The organism is Polyangium mundeleinium (genome assembly GCF_028369105.1).
GTDB lineage: Bacteria > Myxococcota_A > Polyangia > Polyangiales > Polyangiaceae > Polyangium > Polyangium mundeleinium.
The window spans coordinates 5,375,325-5,399,997 of record NZ_JAQNDO010000001.1 but is presented as its reverse complement, the minus strand read 5'-3'; the positions used below and the strand labels follow the sequence as shown (position 1 = coordinate 5,399,997).

Annotated in this window: 17 protein-coding genes; 11 read left to right on the top strand and 6 right to left on the bottom strand. The window is 69.8% G+C overall.

Annotated features, from left to right (window positions below):
- Positions 1 to 304 precede the first annotated feature (304 nt).
- From POL67_RS21585 to POL67_RS21575, 3 genes are all read right to left on the bottom strand, one after another.
- A complete protein-coding gene (locus tag POL67_RS21585; RefSeq protein WP_271919956.1) occupies positions 305 to 610 on the bottom strand; it encodes an NHLP leader peptide family RiPP precursor in 306 nt (101 codons plus the stop codon).
- A gap of 86 nt (positions 611 to 696) precedes the next feature.
- The gene (locus POL67_RS21580) at positions 697 to 1,815 is read right to left on the bottom strand and encodes an anthranilate phosphoribosyltransferase (protein WP_271919954.1); all 1,119 of its coding nucleotides are present in this window, start codon (positions 1,813 to 1,815) and stop codon (positions 697 to 699) included.
- 1,083 nt (positions 1,816 to 2,898) lie between these two features.
- Complete coding sequence (locus tag POL67_RS21575; protein ID WP_271919952.1) at positions 2,899 to 4,197, bottom strand: cytochrome P450; 1,299 nt, start codon at positions 4,195 to 4,197, stop codon at positions 2,899 to 2,901.
- Positions 4,198 to 4,627: 430 nt separating this feature from the next.
- Between POL67_RS21575 and POL67_RS21570 the strand changes: the two genes are divergently transcribed.
- The 10 genes from POL67_RS21570 to POL67_RS21525 all read left to right on the top strand — a co-directional run bounded on the left by POL67_RS21570 (position 4,628) and on the right by POL67_RS21525 (position 16,139).
- The gene (locus tag POL67_RS21570) at positions 4,628 to 4,759 is read left to right on the top strand and encodes a hypothetical protein (RefSeq protein ID WP_271919950.1); all 132 of its coding nucleotides are present in this window, start codon (positions 4,628 to 4,630) and stop codon (positions 4,757 to 4,759) included.
- The gene (locus POL67_RS21565) at positions 4,756 to 4,902 is read left to right on the top strand and encodes a hypothetical protein (protein WP_271919948.1); all 147 of its coding nucleotides are present in this window, start codon (positions 4,756 to 4,758) and stop codon (positions 4,900 to 4,902) included. The genes POL67_RS21570 and POL67_RS21565 overlap by 4 nt, the downstream gene beginning before the upstream one ends.
- Before the next feature lie 307 nt (positions 4,903 to 5,209).
- Positions 5,210 to 6,892, top strand: coding sequence for a B12-binding domain-containing radical SAM protein (locus POL67_RS21560; RefSeq protein ID WP_271919946.1), 1,683 nt, complete (start codon positions 5,210 to 5,212; stop codon positions 6,890 to 6,892).
- A complete protein-coding gene (locus tag POL67_RS21555; protein WP_271919944.1) occupies positions 6,889 to 7,698 on the top strand; it encodes a phytanoyl-CoA dioxygenase family protein in 810 nt (269 codons plus the stop codon). Before POL67_RS21560 ends, POL67_RS21555 begins: the two co-directional genes overlap by 4 nt.
- A gap of 399 nt (positions 7,699 to 8,097) precedes the next feature.
- A complete protein-coding gene (locus POL67_RS21550) occupies positions 8,098 to 10,047 on the top strand; it encodes a B12-binding domain-containing radical SAM protein (protein ID WP_271919942.1) in 1,950 nt (649 codons plus the stop codon).
- Positions 10,044 to 11,072: a hypothetical protein gene (locus tag POL67_RS21545; protein ID WP_271919941.1), complete on the top strand. Its 1,029-nt coding sequence runs from the start codon at positions 10,044 to 10,046 to the stop codon at positions 11,070 to 11,072. The genes POL67_RS21550 and POL67_RS21545 overlap by 4 nt, the downstream gene beginning before the upstream one ends.
- Positions 11,073 to 11,133: 61 nt before the next feature.
- The gene (locus POL67_RS21540; RefSeq protein WP_271919939.1) at positions 11,134 to 12,822 is read left to right on the top strand and encodes an SGNH/GDSL hydrolase family protein; all 1,689 of its coding nucleotides are present in this window, start codon (positions 11,134 to 11,136) and stop codon (positions 12,820 to 12,822) included.
- Positions 12,819 to 15,023 carry an SxtJ family membrane protein gene (locus POL67_RS21535; RefSeq protein ID WP_271919938.1) on the top strand — a complete coding sequence of 735 codons (2,205 nt, stop codon included), beginning with the start codon at positions 12,819 to 12,821 and terminating at the stop codon, positions 15,021 to 15,023. Before POL67_RS21540 ends, POL67_RS21535 begins: the two co-directional genes overlap by 4 nt.
- A 2-nt stretch (positions 15,024 to 15,025) precedes the next feature.
- On the top strand, positions 15,026 to 15,256 hold the full coding sequence (locus POL67_RS21530) for a DUF5989 family protein (RefSeq protein WP_271919936.1): 231 nt from the start codon (positions 15,026 to 15,028) through the stop codon (positions 15,254 to 15,256).
- A 97-nt stretch (positions 15,257 to 15,353) separates the two neighbouring features.
- On the top strand, positions 15,354 to 16,139 hold the full coding sequence (locus tag POL67_RS21525; RefSeq protein WP_271919934.1) for an SIMPL domain-containing protein: 786 nt from the start codon (positions 15,354 to 15,356) through the stop codon (positions 16,137 to 16,139).
- Positions 16,140 to 16,501: 362 nt separating this feature from the next.
- Here the strand turns inward: POL67_RS21525 and POL67_RS21520 are convergent, their stop codons facing one another.
- Both POL67_RS21520 and POL67_RS21515 read right to left on the bottom strand, forming a co-directional pair.
- Positions 16,502 to 17,092, bottom strand: coding sequence for a hypothetical protein (locus POL67_RS21520; RefSeq protein WP_271919932.1), 591 nt, complete (start codon positions 17,090 to 17,092; stop codon positions 16,502 to 16,504).
- A gap of 95 nt (positions 17,093 to 17,187) precedes the next feature.
- Positions 17,188 to 18,753, bottom strand: coding sequence for a sigma 54-interacting transcriptional regulator (locus POL67_RS21515; protein ID WP_271919930.1), 1,566 nt, complete (start codon positions 18,751 to 18,753; stop codon positions 17,188 to 17,190).
- 266 nt (positions 18,754 to 19,019) lie between these two features.
- On the opposite strand from POL67_RS21515, the gene POL67_RS21510 reads away from it, so the two are divergent.
- Positions 19,020 to 20,393 (top strand): cytochrome-c peroxidase, encoded by a 1,374-nt coding sequence (locus POL67_RS21510; protein WP_271919928.1) that lies wholly within the window; start codon positions 19,020 to 19,022, stop codon positions 20,391 to 20,393.
- 3 nt (positions 20,394 to 20,396) lie between these two features.
- Here the strand turns inward: POL67_RS21510 and POL67_RS21505 are convergent, their stop codons facing one another.
- Positions 20,397 to 24,593: a serine/threonine-protein kinase gene (locus POL67_RS21505; protein WP_271919927.1), complete on the bottom strand. Its 4,197-nt coding sequence runs from the start codon at positions 24,591 to 24,593 to the stop codon at positions 20,397 to 20,399.
- Positions 24,594 to 24,673 lie beyond the last annotated feature (80 nt).

Here is a 24,673-nt window from a genome sequence, read left to right as displayed (position 1 = left end):
CCGGGGCGCCGCCCCGGACCCCGCGGGGGGCTGTCCGCCCCCTCGACCCCGGACCAGCCAGGGGCTGGACCCAGGGTTGAAAAACTGCGCTCCGCGCAGTTTTTCAAACAGGCCGACGAAGAACCCAGGTCGCCAGCAGAACCCACAGCGCGGCTGTCTTGGTTGGCAGGGTCGTCGCCGGTCTTGACCGGGCCTGTTCGATGAACTGCGCATCGCGCAGTTCATCGAGCTTGGGTCCAGCCCCTGGCTGGTCCGGGTCCAGGGGTGGACAACCCCTGGTCGGGGTCCGGGGTGAAACCCCGGCTCAGAACCCGGGGTCGTAGTCGTGCAGCGGCGACGTATCGAGCGGCAGGACGGAGACGTCGCCGGAGGGGGCGGAGGGCAGGACGATGTGGCGGCGCTCGGCGGTGTTTTCCACGACCACGAAGGCGACGCCGGGGGGGACCTTGAAGCCGAGATCGGAGAGGACCTTGTTCGGGTCGTCGATGAGCTTTTGGCGGAACTCGGGGTCCTGCCAGGCGCGGAGGACGGCGCGGTCCCAGACGGCCAGGTTTGCCATCTCGTCGGCCGACATCTCGATGTGTTTCGTGTAGGTGGTCTTGTTCGTCATCGGAAATCTTCCCCGTTCACGGCGGACGACGCAATGCGCCGAGGATACCCACCGGAGGGGGCCTCGTCACGTGGTTCCGGCGACTTTTAGTCCGCGAGGAAAGTTTCGAGCTTGGCGCGACCTGCGGCGGGCTGCGGGTTTTGGGCCTCGATCAGCGCGCGGAGCTGCGCGATCGCGCGGCCTTCGTGGATTGCGCGGCGCGCTTGCTCGACGCCTGTGGTGAGCGAGTCGGCCTTGCCCATCAGCTTCAGGCCGGCGGCGGCGTTCAGGAGGAGCACGTCGACGATGGGGCCTTCGAGCTTGCCGGCGAGGGCGCGGGCGAGGACGCGGGCGTTCTCTTCGGCGGTGCCGCGGGAGGCGATGGCTTCGAAGGGGGCCTCGCGCAGGCCGGCGTCTTCGGGGCGGATCGTGTATTCGCGGATCTCGCCGCCGGGGAGCAGCTCGGCGACGTGCGTGGGGCCGACATTGCCAATCTCGTCGAGGTAGCGGCCGGGATGGGCCGTGGACTCGGCGCAGGGGACGAGGGCGCGCTCGTAGCCGAGATCCCGCATGACCTCGCAGACGATGCGAACGAGGCGGGGCTCGGGGACGCCGGCAATCTTGTGGCGCTCGCCGACGTGGCGGACGAGGGGGCCGCCGATGTGGAAGGAGGTGCCGATGCGGATCTGGCTGATCACGCGGGCAAAGCCGCTCGTCATGAAGGCGCGGCCCACGACGGAGGTAAAGCCGAGGCGGCAAGTCTCGGTGCTCTTGACCTGGGCCTCCCCGGGGGCATCGAGGTCGACGCCCCAATGAGCAAACATGTCAGCCGCGCCGCTGACCCCGGTGAGGGCAGGAGCACCGGGTTTGTGGACGTAGAGGCCGCAGGCGGCGGCGAGGACGGCAGCGCCGCTGGAGACGTTGACGGTCTTCAGGGTGTCCATGCCGACGCCGGCGATGCTGAGGGGCGGTTCCGGGGAGCGGACGGTGTGGGGGAACCAGAGGCGCCACTCGTCCTGGAAGGCCTCGACGACGCCGGTGAGCTCGGCCTGGGACTCCCCCTTGGCGCGGAGGGCAGCGATGAAGGCGCCCTGGTGGAGCTCGGGCTGCTCGTTGCGCCAGATCTGCCGGTAAGCCTCGCGCACCTCACCCCGGGTAAGATCCTCGCGCTGCTGAAGCTTGACCACGAGGCGGCCGAAGGCGCGGAGCTTGTCTTCGTCGAACATTGCTTCGAGGGAGCCTACCCCGATCACGACAAACCGAGAAGGGGGACGAGGCAGGGGCGCCGCGCCGGGGTTTCACCCCGGGCCCCGACCAGGGGTTGTCCACCCCTGGACCCGGACCAGCCAGGGGCTGGACCCAAGCTCGATGAACTGCGCGATGCGCAGTTCATCGAACAGCCTGGGTCAAGGCCGGCGATGATCCTGCCAGCCAAGGCGGCAGCGCTGCCGGTTCTTGGGAGGACGTCCGCGGAACCCGGCCTCGTGGTCGTCGTCCTGGGCGCAGGTTTCGGGCGCACGCGGGTGTTCGAACGTTCAAGGGGACGCGGGTGACGGTGACGCGCGGGTGTTTGAATGTTCGGACGCCGACGAGCAACGATGACGTGGGGGGGTTGGAACGTTTGGAGACCCTCGAGAGACGGTGACGCGTAGGCGTTGGGACGTTTGGAGACCCTCGCGTGACGGTGACGCGTGGCGGTTGAGACGTTTGGAGACCCTCGCGTGACGGTGACGCGTGGCGGTTGAGACGTTTGGAGACCCTCGCGTGACGGTGTGGGGGTTGGGACGTTTGGAGCGATGGAGACCGCGATGGAAGGGAAACCGAGGATCAGCGCGATAGCTTCTCGCAAGGTTGGGCCGACCGCACCGCCCGAAGGCCAATGCTAGGCGCTGACCATGGAGAACGATCGACGTCGTGAGACTTCGGCGATCGCCATCGCGCTCCTCGCGCACCTCCTGCTTTGGAGGCTGTCGCCCCGCGAATCGCCGCTTGCGCCCCCCGCTCCGCCTCCGCCACCGCCATCCGTCGAGGCGGATACGACGATCGATATCGAGCCCGCGGCGCCCGCGCCCACGCCCACGCCCACGACGGCGCCCGCCTCCGCCCCCACGCCCCCACGCGCTGCCGCCATCGCACGCGTCCCCGCGGCCGCGTCTGCGCCCGCTCCCGAATCCGCTCCCGCTCCCGAATCCGCTCCCGTTACCGCCCCCGCTCCCGCTTCCGCCTCCGCCGCCGCTTCCGCCCGCCTCAGATGTGGCTGAGCGCCACAATGGGCGGGTCGTTATCGCTGGGCAGGAATCAACGGACGATCACGCGCACCGGAGCGCCGGGCAGACCCTGCAGCCCCACCCGCACTGGCTTCTTGACACGAGCTCGAAGCTGTAGCGCCGCAGCAGCGTGCCCAGGACGAGCTTCATCTCGTACAGCGCAAAGGCGGCCCCGATGCAGCGCCGATTCCCGCCGCCAAACGGCAGGAATTCGAAGGGGGAATAGGTTCGCTCCAGGAATCGCTCGGGACGAAACACTTCCGACTCCGGAAATACCGCGGGATCGTGGTGGGCCCAGATGATTTGCGCGAACACGCCTGCTCCGGCCGGCAAATCGTAGCCCGCGATTCGCATGGGCGTATTCAGCTTGCGCCCCACCCCCGGGCTCGGCGGGCGCAGGCGCAGCGTCTCGTTGCACACCGCTTCCAGATATGGCGCCTTGGCCAGCGCCTCGGGCTCCGGATCCGCGCCCAGCGCCGTCAGCTCGTCCTGCAGCCGGCGCAAGACGGCTGGCGCGTGTCCGAGAAAAGAGAGCGCCCAGGAGAGCGCGCCCGCCGTCGTGCTGTGCCCCGCGAAGAGCAGCGTATGTAGCTGCTCGAAGATCTGCTGGTCGTTGAGCTCCGTCCCGTCTTCCTGGCGGGCTTTCAGGAGCAAACTCAGGATATCGGTGCGCTCGGCAGGGTCGGCTCGGCGGCGGGCTAGCTCCGGATCGAGGAAGCTTCGCAGGTCCTGGGTCACGCGCTGCCAGTGCGCCCACGGGCCGAACCCCCCAAACTCCCGGCGCAGCCAGGGAATCACGAGGGTGACGGTCAGGCCCAAGGACAAGCTCTTGCGCAGCGACTCGAGCAGCTTCTCGAGGCGCGCCGCTTCCTCCGGCGCAGTGACTCCGAACACGATGTGGATGATCGTCTGCAGCGAGATCGTGTGCATGAGGTCCTGCGCCACGAGCTGCTGACCCGGCTTGAAGTCCCGGGAGTGCTGCAGGGCGAGGTCGCAGATCTGCTTCCCATACAGGCGCATGCGCTGCCCATGAAACGGCGGCATGAGCAGCTTGCGCATAGCCGTGTGCCGCGCACCCGAGAGCACGAACAGCGACGACTCCCCGAACAACGCGCTGAAGTTCTTGGCCAGCATCTGGTCAAGGGCCTCCGGCGGCACCGCGAACACGGAGCGCAGCCCCTCCACACTGCCAGTGGCCAGCCCCGGTTTGCCGTCCATCTTCGGGAGCGACATCGGATCGCCATAACGCTCGCGCAGGCGCAGCGTGTAGCCGATCGGGTCCATGATCCCCTGCACGTTCACCAGGAAGTTGTTGGTAGGGCCTTTGGGAAAAGTGGCCATGGGGCGCGTTCCCTCGATTGTAATGAAAGCTTGAGCTTCCTAACGGGTATCGCCGTAGGGGACAGTACATCCAAACGGGTCCGCAGTTGTCAAGTCTTTTGTGACCCGTCCCCTTCGAGTTGACGCAATCGGTTTTCAACGCGTTTCCCAGGCAGGCCCAAAGTGACCTCCCTCCACAGCAGTACACAATCAGATTTCGGTTGCCGAATCCGCTCCTGCTCCCGAATCCGCTCCCGCTCCCCCGGCCGCCGGGGACGACTACGGTGGCCCTCCGCCCGCGGATCCTGGCTCCGGCCTCCCCGGCCTCGGTACGCCCATCTGGTCCGTTCCCGGCGTCGTCGCTGCGCCCCCCGCGAGCAAACCCGCGGCCACCACGATTGAAGCGGCTCCCGTCGATCGTGAGGCCGCGACCCACGTTCTCACCGGCACATTGCACACCCAGGACAAAGAAAAGGGGATCGACATCCCTGCGGCCGGCCTCGTCGCGCGGTCCGTCGCCTCGGCTGTGCGTGCTTCCGTGGTCAAGGACGCGCGCGCCACCTTCGAGGTGAAGACGTCGTGAGCACCTCGTTCGAGGTCAAACGGGCCGGGGAAAAACCATTGCCGCCCGGCGCTCCGAAGCCCATCGACCGGCGCGCGCCTTGGCTGCTGGAAGACCCCACGAAAACCAGGCCGCCGCCGGAGAAGAAAAAGAAGAAAAGGTAGAAGCCGTTTCCGGCGTCGTCGCGCACTCTTGGGGTTCGCCGCCGAGGCAGTCTTGAATGTCGGCAAGTCATTCTACGAGACCGTCGATCGCACGACCGACGGCCCCTACCTGATCGACGCGCTCCGGCGAACCTACGCCGCGCCGGCCACGCAGGCGGCCTCGAAACATCCCTGCGTCCCCCTTCGGGTCGCGTCCGTTCGCCATTCGCTTCACCAGGGATCGATGACAAATACGCCCTTCCTGCGACCGAGGAGCGTCGGTCGTGGATGCACAGTCGAGCCGTGACCTGCTAGCATCGCGGCATCCATGGCTCGGCGGCGCGTCATCGCCATCGCGGCGAACGAGGTGATCCTCCAGGGCAGATTCACGCCCTTCAGCTTCGGCGCCCGGCGCGTCTGGGCGACGCTGGTGAACTCACCCGCGGGAAAACACGCCGAAGTGCACTTCCGCGAATCGCCCTCGATGGACGTGGACGCATGGGTCGACTGGGTGCTCTCCGTCGAGCCGGATATCGTGGGCTTCGCGGCGTACGTCTGGTCGTTCTCGCTCTTCTTGCGCGTTGCCGAGCGGGTGCGCGCCCTTCGCCCCGCGTGCACGATCGTGTTCGGCGGCCCGTCGGCGCGGTCCCAAATGTTCGACCTGCCGCAGTTCCGCGCGCACGCGGGGCTGCTCGACGCGCTGGTCTTGAACGAGGGCGAGTGGACGTTCGCGGCCCTCGCCGCGCTGCCCTCGCTCGACGCCGCATCGCTCGCGACGGTGCCGGGGCTCGCGCTCCACGCGCGCGGCGCGTGGCACGAGACGGCCGAGCCCCCGAAGCGCGCCCTCGACGACCTCCCCTCCCCCACGCAGCTCGGGATGATCCCGGCCGGGCGCACCGGGGCGATCGAGACCTACCGGGGCTGCCCGATGTCGTGCTCGTTCTGCCAGTGGGGCAAGAGCGACGTGCCCGACCGGGTGTTCAGCGCGGCCTACGTCGCCGCGGATTTCCGCGCGCTGGCGGAGCTCGGCGCGCCGAACGTGCACCTCGCCGACGCAGGGTTGAACCTGAACTCGCGCGGCTTCAGGAGCCTCGCCGAAGCCGAGCGCGAGACAGGATTTCTCCGCACGCGGCGGCTGCACGCCGCCGTGTACCCCACGCAGCTCAAGGACGAGCACATGACGTTCCTCGCGTCGATCGAGCGGCCGCAGCTCGACATCGGGATCCAGTCGTTCAACCCCGAGGCGCTGGCGAGCGCAGGGCGGGCGTTCCGCGAGTCGCGCTTCGCGCGCATGGTCGAGACGCTGGGCGAGATCGCCGAGGTCGAGACCGAGCTCATCCTCGGGCTGCCGGGCGACTCGCCAGCGAGCTTCCGCGTGTCGTTCGAGAGGGCCCTCGAGCTCGGGTGCCGCCTGCGGGTCTTCCACTGCCTGGTGCTCCCCGACGCGCTCATGGTGCGCGACGTCGAGCAGAACGCGATCGACTTCGACCCCGTGACCCTCATGGTGCGCTCGTGCCGGGGGTGGACCGCCGAGGACCTCCTACGCACACGCGAGTACGTCGCCGAAGTCGCGCGGCAGCGCGGGGGCGACGTGCTGGAGAACCTCTGGACCATGCCGCCGACCCGACGCGACGACCGAAACCGGGCGCGCGGAGACGTCTCTCCCGCAGGGATCGAGCTCGGCGCGGAGATGCTCGAGCGCGTACAGAGGATGGTCGGGCAGGCAACGCACGGGGCGTGGACGGTGCGCTCGGTGCGGCACGACCACGCGCGGCTCCTGCTCGAGGTCGAGGTGCGCGGGCAGCCGCTGGGGATCGAGGCCGCGGTCTCCTCCGTGACGCCCCAAGCGTTCCGCCGCGTACGCGGCATCGCGTTCAGCTACACGCGGCGTGGCGGCGCCCCCGACGCGGAGACGCTGCGCGAGCTCGTCGCCGTGACCGATCCCCTCGTCGAGCCCGCGCGCGACGTGCTGGGCGCAGGCGAGCGCGTCAAGCTCCCGGTCGCACCATGAGCGAACCAGGACTCGTTCCCACGCGCGACGTCTCGCCCGAGGAGATCACGCGTTACCGAAGCGACGGCTACCTCGTGCTGCGCGACGTGGTGCCGGCTGCGAAGATCACGGCGTTCCGCGACGCCGTGCGCGAGGTGGTCGCGCGCCACGCCGAGCCGCGCCCACCCGCGCCCCTGCGCGACACGTACGCCAAAGCGTTCATCCAGGTGTTCAACGCGTGGGCGTTCGACCCGCGCGTGCGCGAGCTGGTATTCGACCCAGGGCTCGCAGACCTGGCGGCGCGGCTGATGGGCGTCCCCGCGCTACGGCTGTTCTGCGACGAGATCCTCTACAAGGAGCCCGGCGCAGGGCACACGCCCTGGCACCAGGACCTCTCGGCATGCCCGTTCAAGCCCAACACGGGCATCACGCTCTGGATCCCGCTCTGCGAGGTCAGCGCGGAGATGGGCACGATGTTCTTCGCGCGCGGCTCGCACGAAGCAGGCGAGCTCGGGCCGTATGACATCTCCGACGACACCGACCGCGACCTCGGCGCCTTCGTGCGCGAGCAAAAGCTCGCCTGTGTAGACACCGGGCCGATGCGCCCGGGAGACCTCTCGTTCCACGACGGGTGGTTGGTGCACGGCGCAAACGAGAACCGCACCGAAACGCTACGCGAGGTGATCGTGCTGCACTATTTCCCCGACGGGCAGCGCGTAGCCCTACCGACGAACCCAACACGCGAGCGGCTGCTCGGCGCCGTAGCGCCACACCTGCAGCCAGGGGACCTCGCCGACTGCGAGCTCTGGCCGCGGGTGCCGCGGTAGCGCGCGCTCATGCCGGGGCGCCGGGGCGCTGCCCCGGACCCCGCGGGGGGCTGTCCGCCCCCTCGACCCGGGACCAGCCAGGGGCTGGACCCAGGGTTGAAAAACTGCGCTCCGCGCAGTTTTTCAAACAGGCCGACGAAGAAGCCGGGTTGCCATCCGAACCAGCAGCGCGGCTGTCTCGGTTGGCAGGGTCGTCGCCGGTCTTGAACCGGGCCTGTTCGATGAACTGCGCATCGCGCAGTTCATCGAGCTTGGGTCCAGCCCCTGGCTGGTCCGGGTGCAGGGGCGGACAGCCCCTGCTGGGGCCTGGGGCAAAGCCCCAGCTCCGCGCCTCCGAGATAAGTGGTACGTTCGCGCCGGGACACCAGCTTGACCGCCAGCGTACCTCGCCCGCGCGACGTGCTCTTTGTGCTTCCGCCGGACTTCTCGGCCCCGACGGCGCACCTTGTTTATCGTTTTCCGCCGCTTGGTCCCGCGGTCGTCGCGGCGAGCATCCGCTCGCTCGGGCTCACGGGGCGCGCGGTGGATCTCGCCCTCGATCTCTTCAAGGCGCCGCTCGACCTCGAGGTCGCGCCGCTCGTGGCGCCGGCGCTCGTCGAGCGGCACCTCGCGGGCGAACGCGACGCGCGCATCGACGCCGTGATGGACCGGATCTTCGAGCGCCTCGACGAGCCCGGCCGGGGTGCGGACCTCGTCGCGGTCTCCATTGACCGCGGCAGCCAGGTGCCCTTCGTCGCGGTCCTCACGTGCGAGATGAAGCGCCGCTGGGGAAAGCGGATCATCGTGGGCGGCGTCGCCGTCGAGCACCTCCGCGGCCTCCTCGAAAGGAGCGGCGCGATCGGCGCCGACATCGTCACGAATGCCAGCACGCCCGCGCAGATCCGCCGCGCCTTCGCCGCGCTGCTGGACCTCCCGGAGCACCGGCGCGGAGGTCCCGTCGAACCAAACACGGAGATGGTCCAGCTCGTGCGGGGCGGCATGCGCAAGGCCCCCTCCGCCGCGGACTGGCCCGCGCCCGATTTCTCGATTTACGATCTCGACCTTTACCGCCGCGACGTCGTCCGCGCCGATGAAGATGCCTACCCGGCTTATCGCGGCGAGATCGGCGCGTCGCTCGTCCTGCCGTATTTCTTCACATTCGAATGCCAGTTCTCCTGCGCCTTCTGCCAAACGGGCGGCACGCAGGAGCACAAGCCGATCGACCTGGTGGTGCGGGAGCTCGCGGAGCTCGCGGAGCGCTGGCAGACGCGCGAGTTTCTTTTCTTCGACACGCAGGTAAACCTGCTCGCGGCGGATCTCTCGCGCGCCCTGCTCGCGGCGCGCCTCGATCTGCGCTGGTCCGACTCGTACCGCGTGCGCCCCTCGGAGCCGGGGGATCTCGAGCTCATGGCGCGCGCGGGCTGCGCGGGCCTGACGATCGGCGTGGAGTCGGCCTCGGCGCGGGTGCTGAAGGCCATGGTCAAAGGGCACCGACCCGAGCAGGCGACACAGATGATCCTCGATGCGCACCACCACGAGATCATGGTCCGCGTGAACGTGCTCTCCTGCTTCCCCGGCGAGACGCGCGCGGAGCTCGAGGAGACGTGCGACTGGGTCCGGCAGAACGCCTTCGCCATCGACGATCTCGCGCCCTCTTCCTTCTACCTCACGGCCGACTCGCCGATCGGCAGAAAGCCGGAGCGGTACGGCGTCCGCGTCCGGGGTCCACGCTCGCTCGAAGGGGAAACGCGGTTCCGCAAGTCGCCCGATTCGCTCATGTACGATGAGATGGACGGCCTCACCTGGGAGGAGCGCGCGCCGATGCTCGAAGAGAGCGAGATCATGCTGCAGAGCGCCTGGCTCGAAGGACGCGCTTCGCTCCACGGGCTCGGGGGGTTTTCCCCGTCGGCCATGCTCGGGCTCCGCCGCCATTTCGCGACCAAAACCGAGATCTATTCGTTCCTGGGCCGCTGCCGCGGCGGCGCGCCCCGCCTCGAAGAAGAGGCGCGCGCCCCGGAGACGAGCGCGGAGGTCAACCCCTCGATCCTGCGCTCGTCGCTGCCCAGGCTGCTCGCGCCGCGCTGGGCCGACGCTGCCCTGGCCCGCGCGTTCGCCGCGGCCTTCCGCGCGGCGGCGCCCTCGCTCGCGGCGCGCCTGCGCGAGGGCGACACCGCGCACGTCGTGCTCTGGTCCGACGGTCGATTCCTGTTTTTTCGCGGGACCGTGCGCCGCGGGAGCGACGATCGGGCACGCTCGTTCAGCGTCGAAGAGCCCCTCGGCGCGCCTCCCCCCGAGGGGATCACGCAAGGGTCCTCCTTCGAGGTGCTCACCTTCCGGCTCGATCCCCGGAGGCCCAGGGTCGTGCCGTGAGCGGCTTCGTGTTCTTCCGCGAAAAGCAGCTCGCGCTCCGGGTCGCCGCGGCATGGCCGTTCCACAGGACCGTGGCCGGCTCCGTTCGGGCTGTGCTCGACGAGGAGATCCGGCGCTCGGGCTCCCTCGACGAGGTGCAGCTTTATTTCGAGAATCCCTGCGCCCAGGCTTGCGAGTTCTGCGAGGAGCCTCGGCGCAGGGGCCGGTTTCCCAGCCGGCACCTCGCGTCGCTGCTCCAACGCTCGCAGGAGCTCGGCCTCGACCTCGTCGGCTCCGGCGCGCTCGCGGCGCTCGTCGACGCGCTCGTGGACCTGGAGCCGAAGGTCCCGCTCACGATCACGGGGCATGACTGGACACGCCACCCGCGCCGCCCGGAGATCCTCGCCGCACTCGAGCGCCGCCCGGACGCGCGCCTCCGGCTCCAGGGGCCCTCGCTCGGCTTCTCCTCGCCCGAGCTCACGCGCCGCGTCGCGGCCTTGCCTGGGCTCGAATGGATCGCGACCACCCTGCAATCGAGTGATGCGGCGGAGCACGACGCCATGGTCGGCGCCCCGGGCGCCCACGCGGAGCTCATCGCGGCGCTCGACAACCTGAAGGCCGCGCGGGTCCCCGTCCTGCTCACGGTGGTGCTCAGCCGGCGCGCGCTCCGCACGCTGCCCGAGACCTTGTCGTTCCTGTCTGCGCGACAGCTCTCGGTATCGCTCCAGGCGTTCATCCCGGACGAGGCCATGGGCCCGGCATTCGACGTGCTCGCGCCGCTCGACGAGCTCCGCCGCGCCCTCGATCGGGCCCCGCGCGAGGCGCTTGATGCCATCCATTCGGTCGTCGGAGTCCCCCCGTGCGCGGCGCCCGCACAGCTCCGCCGGAAGATCGCCCCGGCCCATCGAATGAAAGGGCGCGAAGGAGCGAGGTTCGGAGCGGGCTGCGGGACGTGCGCCGCGCGCGGCCGTTGCTCGGGCGTACCCTCCAGTTACCTCGTGGCGCTCGGGGCGCGGGGGATGGAGCCCCTCGCGTCGACCGATTGACTCGATCTTCAAGCGAAGGTCACCCCGGCCTGCTGTGCTAGTCTGCCCCGCCAAGCACCCCATGATCCGTTTTTTGGTCCCGTGTTTCGCCGTCCTGCTCCTCCCGCGCGTGGCGGGCGCCGTGGAGACGGGGGGTGCGGCGCGGGGGGCGTGCGCTCCGCCCGTGGGGGCCTGGATCGCCGCCTGCGCCGACGCCGAGCACATCGAGCTCGCGGCATTGGAGTGTTTTTCCAACCGGGTGATCGTGGAGGCCAGGGGGGAAGCTGCGCTCCGGGTCGACGTCGCGCGGGACGGGAGCAGCTCCTTTCGGCGCGTCGGTCAGGCGGGACTGTCCCCGCTGGGCCAGTTCCCCGACTGGCGCGCGGAGCCGGAGCCGCGTCAGCGCGCGCTCGATGCCCTTGCCGCGTGCCTCGCGCGGGACGCGACGTTCCTCGTGTCCCCCGCGCTCGCCGCCCCCGAACAACCGCCCGCGCCGGCGCCGCCTCCCGAAATGCGACCCTCCGAGGGCCCGGGACGCGCTGGGCTCCCGTGGCCCTCGTTGCTCGCCACCGGCCTCGCCGCCGCGGCGCTCGGGCTCGTCGGGGGCGCGCTCTGGCAAAAGCGGCGCGGCTCCGCCGGGGCTGTCCAGAAAAACGACGACCCAAGACCGCAGCGCTTTCAGGCCTCTCCGGCGTCCGTGATCCTGCTGCTCTGTAGCTTTACGCTGGTCGAGGCCTGGGCCATCCACGCCGCGGATCCGGACTTCTTCATGCCGGACCCGTTCCATTTCCTCGTCGCGGGCGCGGCGCTCCTTTTCATCCTCGCCGGGTTCGTCCGCTGGCCCCAGGTCCGCCGCGGGCTCGTCACGCTGGCGATCGCCGCGCCGCTCGTGATCCTTGCCATGGAATGGCGGCTCTCGGCGGCGGACGTGAACAACCGGCATATCGCTCCATCGAGCGACGGCCTGCTGCGTTATACGTACCGGCCCGGCTACGCGATCGAAGAATCCGAGGGAGAACGAATCGTGGTCACCGAGGATGGGTTATGGGACGTGCCGCACGTCGTCCCCAAGCCTCCTTCCGTGCTCCGCGTGGTGGTGCTCGGAGACTCGGTCCCCAATGACCCGTCCATCCCCTTTCGCCGTCGTTTCCCGCGGCAGCTCGAAGCGCTCCTCGCGCAGAAGGCGCCCGCGGGGCAAAAGGTCGAGGTCCTCAACGTCTCCTGCGAGGGATACAACACCGTGCAGGAGGTGCGGCTCCTCGAAAACGTCGGCCTGCGGTACGAGCCCGACGTCGTTGTGCTCGCGTACGTGCTGAACGACCCCTTCCTGCAAAATGGCGGCTACCGGCGCATCGGGAACAGCTTCTTCGCGTTTCACCTCGCCAACGTGATGTACCGCCGAAAATGCCCCCTCTTCGAGGAGATGCACGCGGGATACACGTTCGACCTCGTCGTGCGCGCGTCGCTCTCGCGCCTGCGCTTGCTCGCCGACAAGCACCACTTCCAGGTCCTCGTCGCGCCCCTGCCGCTGGTGGAGCCCTTCGACGATCCGAGCTGCCTCTCCGTCTACGACAAGGTCGTCGCGGCGGCGCGCGAGCAAGGCTTCTCGGCCGGGCGCGTGGTCGACGCATTCCAGGGAGAAGATCACCGGGCGTTCCTCAAGCCCCAGGACGCCCTCGACATCACCCACCCGAACGCCGCAGGGCACGATCGAATGGCGCACAGGCTCGCCGATCTCGTCGCGCCGCTCCTCGGGCAGGCGACGCCGTGAGCACGCGGATCCTGGGCCTTTCGGCCTTTTATCACGACGCCGCGGCGGCCCTCGTCATCGACGGCGAGATCGTCGCCGCGGCCCAGGAAGAGCGGTTCTCGCGCCTGAAGAACGACGACGCGTTCCCCCGGAAGGCCGTCTCCGCCTGCCTCGCCGAGGCAGGCATCGAAATCGAGGACCTCGATCACGTGGCGTTCTACGAGAAGCCGCTCCTCAAGCTGGATCGAATCCTCGAAACGCACCTCTCGTGCGCCCCGTTCACCTTCCCCCAGTTTCGGCGTGGCCTGCCCACCTGGCTCGAACGCAAGCTCTTCTTGCCCCGCGAGCTCGCCCGCGGCCTCGACGGCCGCTACCGGCGCGCCTTCGTGTTCACCGACCACCACGAGGCCCACGCCGCCGCTGCGTTTTTCCCCTCTCCCTTCGAGGAGGCCGCGATCCTCACGGTGGATGGCGTGGGCGAATGGTCCACGACGACCCTCGGGCTCGGCCGAAACAACCGGATCGAGCTCTCCCACGAGCTCCGCTTCCCGCATTCCCTCGGCCTGCTCTACTCCGCATTCACCCAGTGGGCAGGCTTCGAGGTGAACACGGGCGAGTACATGTTGATGGGGCTCGCCCCTTATGGCGAGCCCCGCTACGAGGCGCTCATCCGCGAGCGAATGATCGATCTCAAGCCGGACGGGTCGTTCCGCCTCGAGATGCGTTTTTTCGATTGGCTCGGCGGGTTGACCATGATCTCGCCCGCGTTCGAGCGCCTCTTCGGGGCCCCGGCCCGCGCGCCCGGCGCGCCGATCGAGCAGGTGCACAAGGACGTCGCCGCCTCGATCCAGCGCGTCACCGAGGACATCCTCTTGCGCCTCGCGCGCACGGTCGCCGAGAAGACAGGCGCGAAACAGCTCTGCCTGGGCGGCGGCTGTGCATTGAATTCGGTGGCCGTGGGGCGCATCCGGCGGGAAGGTCCCTTCGAGCGGGTCTGGGTGCAGCCCGCCGCGGGCGACGCAGGGAGCGCCGCAGGCGTCGCGCTCTTCGTCTGGCACCACCTCCTCGGCAAGCCGCGCGAGGCGCGCGCAGGGGACACGCAGCGCGCCTCGTTGCTCGGCCCGGCCCACGACGCGGCCTCGATCGGAAAGACGCTCGCGGGGTCGGGGCTCCGCGCGCACGAGCTCGACGAGGAGGCGCTCGTCACGCGCGCGGCCGAGGTGCTCTCCGAGGGGCGGGTCCTCGGCTTCTTCCAGGGGAGGATGGAGTTCGGCCCCCGCGCGCTCGGCAGCCGCTCCATCCTGGCCGACCCGCGTGTCGCCGGCATGAAGGACACGATCAACCGGAAGATCAAGTTCCGGGAGGGGTTCCGTCCTTTCGCGCCCTCGGTGCTCCACGAGGACGCGCTCCGATTCTTCGACATCGCGCCCGGGGAAGAGCTGCCGTACATGACGCACGTGGTGCCCGTGCGAAAGGAGGCCGCGCCTGCCCTGCCAGCCACCACGCACGTCGACGGCTCGGCGCGCATCCAGACCGTCGACGAGGCGCGCCATGGCCTTTATGCCCGCCTGCTCCAGGCCTTCCGCGCGCGCACGGGCTGCCCGGTGCTGCTCAACACCTCGTTCAACGTGCGCGGCGAGCCGATCGTCTGTACGCCGGAGGATGCGCTGCGCGGATTCGCGCGGACAGACCTCGACGGCCTCGTGCTCGAGCGCTTCTTGCTGCTGCGCGACGAGCAGCCCCCCGCGGCGCTCGCAGCGCTTGCGGCGTCGGGCGCCCCGGCGAAGCGCGCCGCGTCTCTCCTCGATCGCCTGCTCCGCCCCGAGGACGCCCATCCTTCGCGACGGACGTTGCTTCAATTCGGGCTCTTGCTCCTCGCCCTCGGCGTGGTCTTCGGCGGGGTGGTCTGGCGACGCTCCCGCGACCCCGGAGATCTCGTGGCGGGCGCTCTCGCGGGCGCGGCGCTCCTCGCGGGCACCCAGATCCCCGGGCTCGGCCGCGGGATGTACCGCGCGTGGATGGCGCTCGGCGCGCTGCTCGGCGCCGTGATCAGCCCGCTCGTGCTCGGCGCCATCTACCTCGTGATCTTCGCGCCGATCTCCCTCGCGCGCTCCCTCCTCGGCCGCGATCCGCTCGGCCTCCGCTTCGACCGGAATGCGGCGTCGTACCTCTCCGACAAGCGCACGCACCGCGATCCGCGGCGTTATCTGAGGTTGTATTGATCATGCCCCCTCCCTCTCCGCCGGAAAACGACGACAAACCCGGCCACGTGCCGCCCTCGTTCGAGGAGGCCGCGCGGACGGCGCGCCAGTCCACGCTGCGGGACGCCTTCGCCTACCTGCGCGAGACCCGCAAGCTCTGGCTTTCCCCCGTGCTCGTGATCCTCCTGATCCTCGGGCTCGTGCTCGCGCTCTCGGGCACGGTGCTCTCGCCGCTCATCTACACGCTCTTCTGAGCCGCTCGCCCGGGCGGGCGCATCTCTCCACGTCCAGGGCTCCCCCCTTCTGGTCCCGTCCGTTCGCCTTAGATTCCCCACGCAGAAGGAGGGATCGATGACGAATACAACGAAACTCTTTGCGTTGCTCGCGACCTGCATGATGTCCGCGGTCTCCACGCCCGCGTTTTCAGGGGTGCCTTCGAAATCGGCCGACACGGAGGACACCGACGCGTATACCGTGACCGTCTCCGGGCTCGGGGAGGTCATGGTGGCGCCCGATTCGCTGCGCACGAGCATCTCGATCCGGGCCCGCGCCGAGACGCTGGCCGAGGCGCGCGCGGTCGCCGGGAGGAATACACGGTCCGTCATTCAAGCGCTGGAGGGCCTCCGCATTCAGGATTTGCAGGTGCGGACCGTGGAAATCACGGTGACGCCCATTCCGGAGCGCCAGCCGGAGGGGCTCGGGGAAACCACGGAGCCGCGGATCATCGGCTACCAGGCGGAGAGCAGCCTCTCGGTCGCCCTGCGCGCCGTCGGGTTCGAGGCGCTGCGTGTCCAGGGCCCGCGCATCCTCGATGCGGCGCTCGGCGCGGGTGCCAATGTCGTCGGCGGGCTCGATTTCTTCCTGAGCCAGCCGCGGGAGGCGCACCGCCTGGCGCTCGCGGCGGCCGTCGCCGATGCAGAGGCGAACGCCAGGGTCGTGGCCGGCGCCGCGAAGGTCGAGCTGCGCGGGCACCGGACGATCTCGACGGAGGTCGTGGGAATTTTCGAACCCCAGCAAGCCATGTACGCCGCCGCCGAGATGGGGGCAGGCGGGGAAAACGTGATCGACTTCCCGGTCGAGCCCGGGGAGATCCGGGTGACCACGCAGGTGACGGCGAGCTTCGATTTCGAGGAGTGAGCCTGCGTCTCATCGAAAGCCGCCGCGCCGGGGCGCCGCCCCGGACCCCGCGGGGGGCTGTCCGCCCCCTCGACCCCGGACCAGCCAGGGGCTGGACCCAGGGTTGAAAAACTGCGCTCCGCGCAGTTTTTCAAACAGGCCGACGAAGAAGCCGGGTTGCCAGCAGAACCCACAGCGCGGCTGTCTTGGTTGGCAGGGTCGTTGCCGGTCTTGACCGGGCCTGTTCGATGAACTGCGCATCGCGCAGTTCATCGAGCTTGGGTCCAGCCCCTGGCTGGTCCGGGTCCAGGGGCGGATAGCCCCTGGTCGGGGTCCGGGGTGAAACCCCGGCGCAGCGGCTTCCAAAGGAGCCGTGTCCGGCTCTATTTACACGCCGCTTCGAGCTCTTTGGCGGCCTTGTCCCACGCGGCCTTTTCTTCCTCCGACCACGCGCCCGGATCCTTCTGCGTGAGGGCGGTCCGCGCCGCCACTCGTTTTTGCTCGATGGACGCGAAGGACGCGGACGCGCCGTGCATCTTCGATTCGCCGGGCGAGATGACGAGCGTCACGACCGAGCCCACCGCGCCGAGACCCGCGGTCACGATGCCCGTGATGCCTGTCACCGTTTTGATCGTGTCGGGGGAATCGATCACATACGCCCCCACGCCGCCGACGGCGCCGCCCACCGTCCCGACGCCGCCCGTGATCGAGCCCATGATGGTCTTGAACTTCTGCTGCTCCTGCTTGGCTTCCTCGTAATCATAGAGGAGCTGCGCCTGGCGCTGGCCACAGACGCGATCGGTGCGCTCCGCTTGCCGCGTCACGTCCTCCGGCCATTGCGGCTCCCCGGTGATCAGCGGTTCGCTCGGTCGCTTGAGCGGAGTCGTGGCCGTGGTGCTGGAACACCCCATCGACATCGCCGCGAGCGCCATCCCCGCAAAAACCCCCACCCCATCCCCCCAACGTTTCCCCATCCATTTCCCCATAGAGCCGACGGTATCACCGGCGCCGCGCGCCAAACAAGAAGGCCCGCGGAGCGCCGGCGCCGCCAAGCACCTTTTCGTCTCCGTCAAGCATTTGTCTCCCGCCGCAATCCGAGACGCTTCATCCGGCTCTGGAGCGTTGTGGGGGGCAGGCCGAGGATCTCGGCGGCGCCCCCTTCCCCATAGATGCGACCGCCCGTCGCCCGGAGCACCCGCTGGATGTGGCGCCGCTCATTTTCGGCGAGCGATACCAGCGCCTCCGTGGCCCCGCCTTCCCCGGCGGCCGGCCGTTTGCGGGCGGGCGGCCCGAACAGCGCGAGGTCCGCGCGCTCGATCGTGCCCGCCGCGGCCCGGATGGCCCCGCGTTCGAGGATATTCGAGAGCTCGCGAATGTTGCCCGGGTAATCGTGCTGCCGCAGCGCCTCCTCGGCCCCCGCGGAGAGGCGGAGCGACGCCTTCCCGACCCGCGCGGAGAGCTCCTCCAGGAGGACCCGGCAAATGGCGGCGAGGTCTTCCATGCGCTCGCGCAACGGCACGAGGCGCAGCGGGTAGACCGAGAGCCGATAATAAAGATCCCCCCGGAACTGGCCCGCGCCCACGGCTTGTTCGAGGTCCACGTGGGTCGCCGCAATGACCCGCACGGAGACCCGAATCGGCTGCTCCGCGCCTACGGGCAAGACCTCGCCTTCCTGCAATGCGCGCAGCAGCTTGCCCTGGAGATCGAGCGGCAGCTCGCCGATCTCGTCGAGGAACAACGTCCCGCCGTCCGCGGCGCGAAAGAGGCCGGGGCGGGCCCGCAAGGCGCCCGAGAAGGCCCCGCGCTCGTGGCCGAAGAGCTCGCTTTCGAGGGTCCCCGAGGGCAAGGCCGCGCAATTCACGGGGACGAACGGGCGCTTGCCGCGCGGGCTTTTTTCGTGAATGAAGCGCGCCAGCCGCTCCTTGCCGGTGCCGGTCTCGCCGATGAGGAGCACGGTCGAGCTCGTCCCCGCGACGAGGACCGCCTGCCGCGCGAGCTCGCGCACCTGGGCATTGTCGCTGTCGCCGAGCACGGAGGCATCCTCGGTGATCTCGCCGATGCGGCGCGCGAGCGCGGCGGCCCGCTCCTCGCTTTCGAGGCTCGCGCGGGCGAGCTTCTGGTTTTGCCGGATGCAATGGATCGAGAGCGCGAGCAGGCGCCCGAAGACCTCGGCGAGATCCACGACGGCGCTCGGATAATGGCCGCACCGCGCGCGGTCGATCGACATGACGCCGAAGACCTCGGAGCCCGTCACGAGGGGCACGATCATGCACGCGTGGCCGTGCGGAAAATCCATGAATCCATCAAAGATATCCCCGTCCCCGTGGGCGTGATCGTCCTCCGTGAAGACACGGCAGCGACGCTCCTCGATGGCGAGCCGAAGGGAGGGGAAATGGTCGAGGTGAATCCGAACCTCGCGGACCTCGGGCCGGAAGAGCGAGCCGCGCCCGGCCTTCGCGCGGAGCAAGGGGCCTTCGAGCTCGAAGACGACCGCGAGATCGTAAGGCGCAATGCGGCCGAGCCATTCGAGGCCCCGCTGCAAGAGCTCGTCGAGCGCGTCCGGCGTCCCGTCCGCGAGCTGCGCCAGGTCCGCGAGCTCGTGCGTACTCGCGGTGACCCAATCGTCCAGGTTCATACGGTCCGAGACTATCCGACCCGTCCCGGCGCACGCAACGACCCCTCGGTGTCCGGGCACCGACCGGTCGGTGTCGCGCAACGATATTTCGATGCACACCGACCCGTCGGTGCGGTGGCGCGCGGCGGGATCGAGCGAAATCGCGGGGTTACAGATTTGGACACGCTGGTACGTGCTGTGCCCGTCGCGCCCTGGAGGGGGGCGTAGGGTCGCGAGGCGTGAGGAGGACGAGCATGAACTTATCTGCGGAGAACGGACGACGGCGCATGAGTGCGTCACGGGTGCTTTTGGGTGTGGTGACGTCGGTGGCGCTGCTCGGCGCTTGTGGCGGGGAGAATGGCGAGGGCACAGGGCCGATCGCGCCGGCCCTCGATCAAGAGCTCACGGCGCTGCTCGAGGCCGAGGGCGTGAAGCCCGTGGAGAAACCTGCGGCGCAGGATCCGGGGCTCGTCGAGCTCGGCCAATTGCTCTTCTTCGAGAAAGAGCTGAGCGGCCGGCGGAACATCGCCTGCAGCACGTGCCATCATCCCATGCTCGGATCCGCGGACGGGCAAAGCCAATCCCGCGGCCAGGGCGCGACGGGGCTCGGGCCGCAACGGGTGCACGGGGACAAGAGCCTGTTTTTGGCCCGGAATACGCTCTCGATCTGGAACCGGGGCGTCAAGGGCTGGGACACGATGTTCTGGGACGGCCGGCTCGGCGGCAATCCGACGGACGGGTACATCTCCCCCGCGGGCGACGCGACGCCGCAGGATTTTTCGAATGCGCTCGCGGCCTTCTTCATCATCCCGATCACGCCGGACGAGGAGATGCGCGGCTTCCCGGGCGAGCTCGACGTGAAGGGGAACGCGAACGAAATGGCCGACCTCACGAACGACGATTTCGCGAAGATCTGGCCGCTCGTCGTGGCGCGCGCGATGGCCGTCCCATTTTACAAGGACGCGCTGCTCGCGGCCTTCCCGGGCAAGACGGAGGCCGATATCAACGTGGTGCACCTGGCCGAGGCGACGGCCGCCTTCATGACCGACGCCTTCACGGCGCTCGATACGCCGTTCGATCGTTATCTCGCAGGCAATCACGGCGCGCTGTCGGACGCGCAGAAGCGCGGCGCGCTCCTCTTCTACGGGCGCGCGAACTGCGGATCGTGCCACAGCGGCGCGCTGCAGACCGATTTCGGGTTCCACAACATCGCGGCGCCGCAGGTCGGCACGGGCAAGGGCGACGAGGCGCCGCTCGATTACGGGCGCGGGCGGATCACGCTCAAAGAAGAGGATCGGTTCAAGTTCCGGACGCCCTCGCTCCGCAACATCGAGCTCGAGGGGCCATGGATGCACAACGGCGCGTACGCAAACCTCGAAGACACCGTCCGGCACCACCTCGATCCCGAGGCGTATTTGAAGGCGTACGACGACAAGCAGGTCGAGCCCGAGCTCTGGGGCACCTACCAGAGCAGCGAGGAGACGCGGAAGCTGCTGCTCGGGTCGCTCGATCCCTTGCTCAAGGTGGAAGGCGCGCGCCTCACGGACGCCGAGGTCTCGGATCTGATGGCGTTCCTGTCGGCGCTGACCGATCCGGCGACGTTGAATCAGCTCTACCTGATCCCGGACAGCCTCCCGAGCGGCCTGTCCCTCGACGATTGACGCTCACTCTCGCGCAAACATCGCCGCCACCCGCTGCCTGAGCGAAGCATCCGCGGACGACCCGAGGCTCGCCTCGGTGTCGGCCGCGAGCGACGCGATCCGATCCACGCGCCCCCGCGCCCGAAGCAGCCCCGCGAGGCGCTCCACCACGTCGATCCACGGATCCCCGCCCATCGGCCGCGCCAGCCGCTCGGCCTCCTCCGCGTGCTCCAGCGCCTCGCCCCCGCGGCCCGTCTTCTCCGCGAGGTCCGCGAGCAAGAGCCGACACTTCACGGCGCGCCCCGAGAGCCCGAGCTCGGTGCACAACGTGAGCGCGCGGAGCGCTTGCACCTCGGCCTCGAGCAGCTCCCCCTTTTCGCGCAGGTGATGCGCCAGATGGAACCCCGAGTGCGCCTGCGCCAGCACATTGCCCTCGCGCACCGCGAGCGCGTGCACGGCCTTTTGATCCTCGATCGCCTCGTCGAGCCGCCCCATCGCGGCGAACGTCATCGCCCGGCCGCTGCGCGCCGCGACCTGGCCCCACACGGCCGCGAGCGGATCACCCTCCAGGGCGAGCTGCTCGCCGGCGCGGATCGCCGCCTCGAACACCTCGATCGCCGCGTCGTACCGCCGCACGTCGCGCAGCAGGTTGCCGAGGTCGTGGCCCGCACGCACGACCGCGGGCAGGTTGTCCGATCCCCGGAGCGTCTCCCAGCCCTTCTCGGCGAGCGCGAGGCCTTCTTCGATCTTGCCCTGGCTGCGGAGCTGAAAGCCGCGCGTGCAGAGCGCCTGCGCCGCGTCGAAGGGCCGGCCCGCGCGGCGGAAGAGCTCCTCGGCTCGTTCGAGCTGCGAGACGGCCTCGGGCCAGCGGGCGCGCTGGTGCGCCGTCTCGGCGCGGAGGAGATGACAACGCGCGCGCACCGTGAGCGCCTCCTCGCGCGCGTCGTCGCTGAGGAGCGCGAGGCAGTGCTCGACACGCTCGCCCGCCTCGTCGAAGCGGCCGAGCCAGAAGAGCGCGATGCCGAGATCAAAGAGCGCGCGGGCCGCCGCGAGCGGGTCGTCGTCGCGCAGGCGGCTGCGCAAGGTCTCCGCCGTCATGAGCGCCTCGACCGCGTCGACGAACGCGCCGAGCGCGACGGCGCGGCGACCCGTGAGGCGCGCGTACTGCACGATGCGCTCGACCTCGTCGGTCTGGCTGTAGTGATGGAACAACGCAGGCAAGTGCGGCGCGAGCTTGCCGGCGTGCAGGCGCTCGATGGACGCAGCGGCCAGGTGGTGCAGTACGCGCTTGTTGTCCATGAGCACCGTGCCGTAGATGGCGTCCCGCGCGAGCACTTGCCGGAAGGCGAACGTCTCCTCGCCTCGCTCCTTGCGATGCGAGAGGATACCGCGACGGACGAGCTCGTGGAGATGACGTTGCGAGGTCCGCTCGTCGCCGAGCGCAGCTGCAACGGCGTCGAAAAGATCCGCGCTGAACTCCACGCCGAGGATGCTCGCGTACTGAAGCGTGGTGCGGAGCTCGGGCTCCAGCCGGTCGAGGCGCGTGAGGAGCATGCCGACGAGCGAGGAGGGCACGGTGAAGCGCCGGAGGGACGCGGCGTCGGCCGTGACCATGCCCTGCTCGCGGAGCGAGAGAGAGAGCTCCTCGGCGAAGAGAGGGTTTCCGGCGGCCCGCTCGACGAGCAGGCGCACGACGTCCGCGGAGGGCTCCTCCCCCGCGAGGAGCATGGAGATCTCGCGGATCTCGTCGTCCGTCAGCGGCGCGAGCGGGACACGCGTCACGGCGACGTGCTCGGGGAGCGTCGCGATCTCGCCATCGCGGCTCGTGACGAGGAACACGACGGGGAGCGTGGAGCGGTAGCCGCCGAGGACACGGCCGAGCAGGTCGAGGCTCGTCGCGTCGGCGCGGTGCATGTCGTCGAGCACGCAGAGGACGGGCCGGCCAGGTCGCAGCGCGCTGGCCTTCCGCGCGAGGGCTTCGAGCAGGAGCGTGAGCGTCTGCTGGACGCGGCTCTGGAAGCCGTCGGGCCCGTACTGCTCGACGAGGTCGTGCCCGCCGAGGCCCAGGAGAAAGTCGACGACGGGCGCCTTGGCGATGAGCTCGCTCCGGCGCGCGTCCTCGAGCGCGGCGGCGAGGGCGCCGATCTCGGTCGTCGTCTGGAGCGCGTCGATCATGGTCGCGCCCGGCGGGAAAAAGACGCGGCGGAGGAAGGCGACCCAGGCGCCGTAGGGCGCGGCGGAGGCGGGGTGCGCGCGCACGACGAGGGTACACCGCGCGTCGTCGGCCTCGACGCGCCGCAAGAGCTCGTGCACGAGGCGTGACTTGCCGACGCCGGGCCCGCCCGTGACGAGCCCGAGGTGCAAGCCGCCGCGCGCGCCCGCCTCGGCGAGGAGGCCTTCGAGCGTGGTGCGCTCGGCGTCGCGCCCGACGAAGGGCCGATCCTCGACCGCGCCGGCGCGGCTCTTGCGCGGGCCCTCGACCTCCGAGGGGCCGAGGATCTCGTAGGCCTCGCTCGGGCGCGCGCGGCCCTTCATCGAGATCGGCCCGAAGTGCCGCTCCGTGAACCTGCCGCCGAGCACATCGAGCGTCTCGCGGCTGACCACGACGGCGTTGAGCGGCGCCGAGCGCTGGAGCATCTCGGCGAGGTTGATGCTCTCGCCCGTGAGCATCGCGTCGCCGCCGCGCGTGACGAAGCCCGTGTGGATGCCGATGCGCATGGAGAGCGCGCAGCCGATCTCGGCGAGGGTCGCGTTGACCTCGTGCCGCTGATCAAGCGCGGCGAACGCGGCGGCGACGGCGCGCTCGGCGTCGTCCTCGCTCGACGCGTGGTAGCCGAAGACGGCCATCAAGGACTCGCCCGGGGGCCTGTCGACGCGCGCGCCGACCGTCTCGAAGGCGCGGCCGACGACCTCGGAGATCTGCGTCGCGATCTGCTCGATGTCCTCGGCGCCGAGCGTGCTCTCGCGGGGCTCGTCGAGCGCGAGGCCGACCATTGCGATCGTCAGGTGCCTGCGTTCGCCCTTGCGCAGGCTCGGCCTCGGCACGTCGGCCGCCCCCGCCGCCGTCCCTACCCGCACACGGCCGAGCCCCGCGAGCTTCGACTGGATCCCCGCGAGCTTCGGTACGGGCGGCGGCGGCGGGATCGTGACCGTCTTGCTGCGCGTGATCGCGACGGTCGCCTCGTTCTCGAGGCTCGCGCGGCGCGTCGGCACGCTCGACCGTTGCCCCGCGCGGCGCAGATCGTAGAGCACGGCGCGATCGGCGGCGAAGGGCTCGAGGGCGCGGGCGAAGGCCGCGGCGTCGGGGAACCGCTCGATCGGCTCGATGCGAATGGCGCGCATGACGGCCTCGGCGAGGCCGGGCGACACGTTCGGCGCGGCGGCGGCGAGCGAGCGCGGAGGTTGCCTCTCGGCGAGCGCCGTGAGGTAGCCGATGAGGCTCGACCCGGGCCACGGGCGCACGCCGGCCACGAGCTCGTAGAGCACGACGCCCGCGGCGAAGACATCGGTCCACGGCCCGATCGCGCCGTGATCCCGGACCTGCTCGATCGCCATGTAAAACGGCGACCCCACGAGCTCGCCGGGGCGCGTGTTCGGATCGTCGACGAAGTGAGCGACGCCGAAATCGAGCAGCTTCGGGATCTCGCCGAGCACCTCGCTCCGCGCGAGGAAGATGTTTCGCGGCGTGATGTCGCGGTGGATGACGCCGAGCTTGTGGACCTTGTGCAGGACCTCGAGGACCTCGAAGAGCACACGCGTCGCGTACGCCGGCGTGAGCGGCCCGTCGGAGAGCCGCTGCTGGAGATCCTCGCCTTCGAGGTACTCCATCACCATGTACTGCGTGTTGTCGTCGAGCCGATCGATGTCGAAAATCTGCGGCAGGCGATCGTCGCGGATGCGGCTCGCGGCGAGCGCCTCGTTGCGGAAGCGCTCGGCCATCGCGGCCTTGCCGACCATCTCGGGGCGCACGGTCTTGATGACGACGCGCGTGCCGAGCACGGGGTGCATCGCCTCGTAGATGATCCCCATCCCGCCCGTGCTCATGACGCGGACGAGCGGGAACTTGCCGATGCGCGCGCCCTTCTCGAAGGCGCGCAGCGCGGGCCCTATCCCGTCGGGCAAGGGGCCGGGCAAGGTCGAGCCCACGCGCGGCGTCCCTGAAAAGCCGCCGGCCAGCGTGTCGTGATCACGTATGGGGAAGCGCCCCGAAGGGTCCGCCACGCCGTCCTCCGCCAAGACCAGGATCGCCGCACCGGGCGACTGCCCGGGCCGCGCGTCCGCAGCGGGCGTTCGTACCCAGT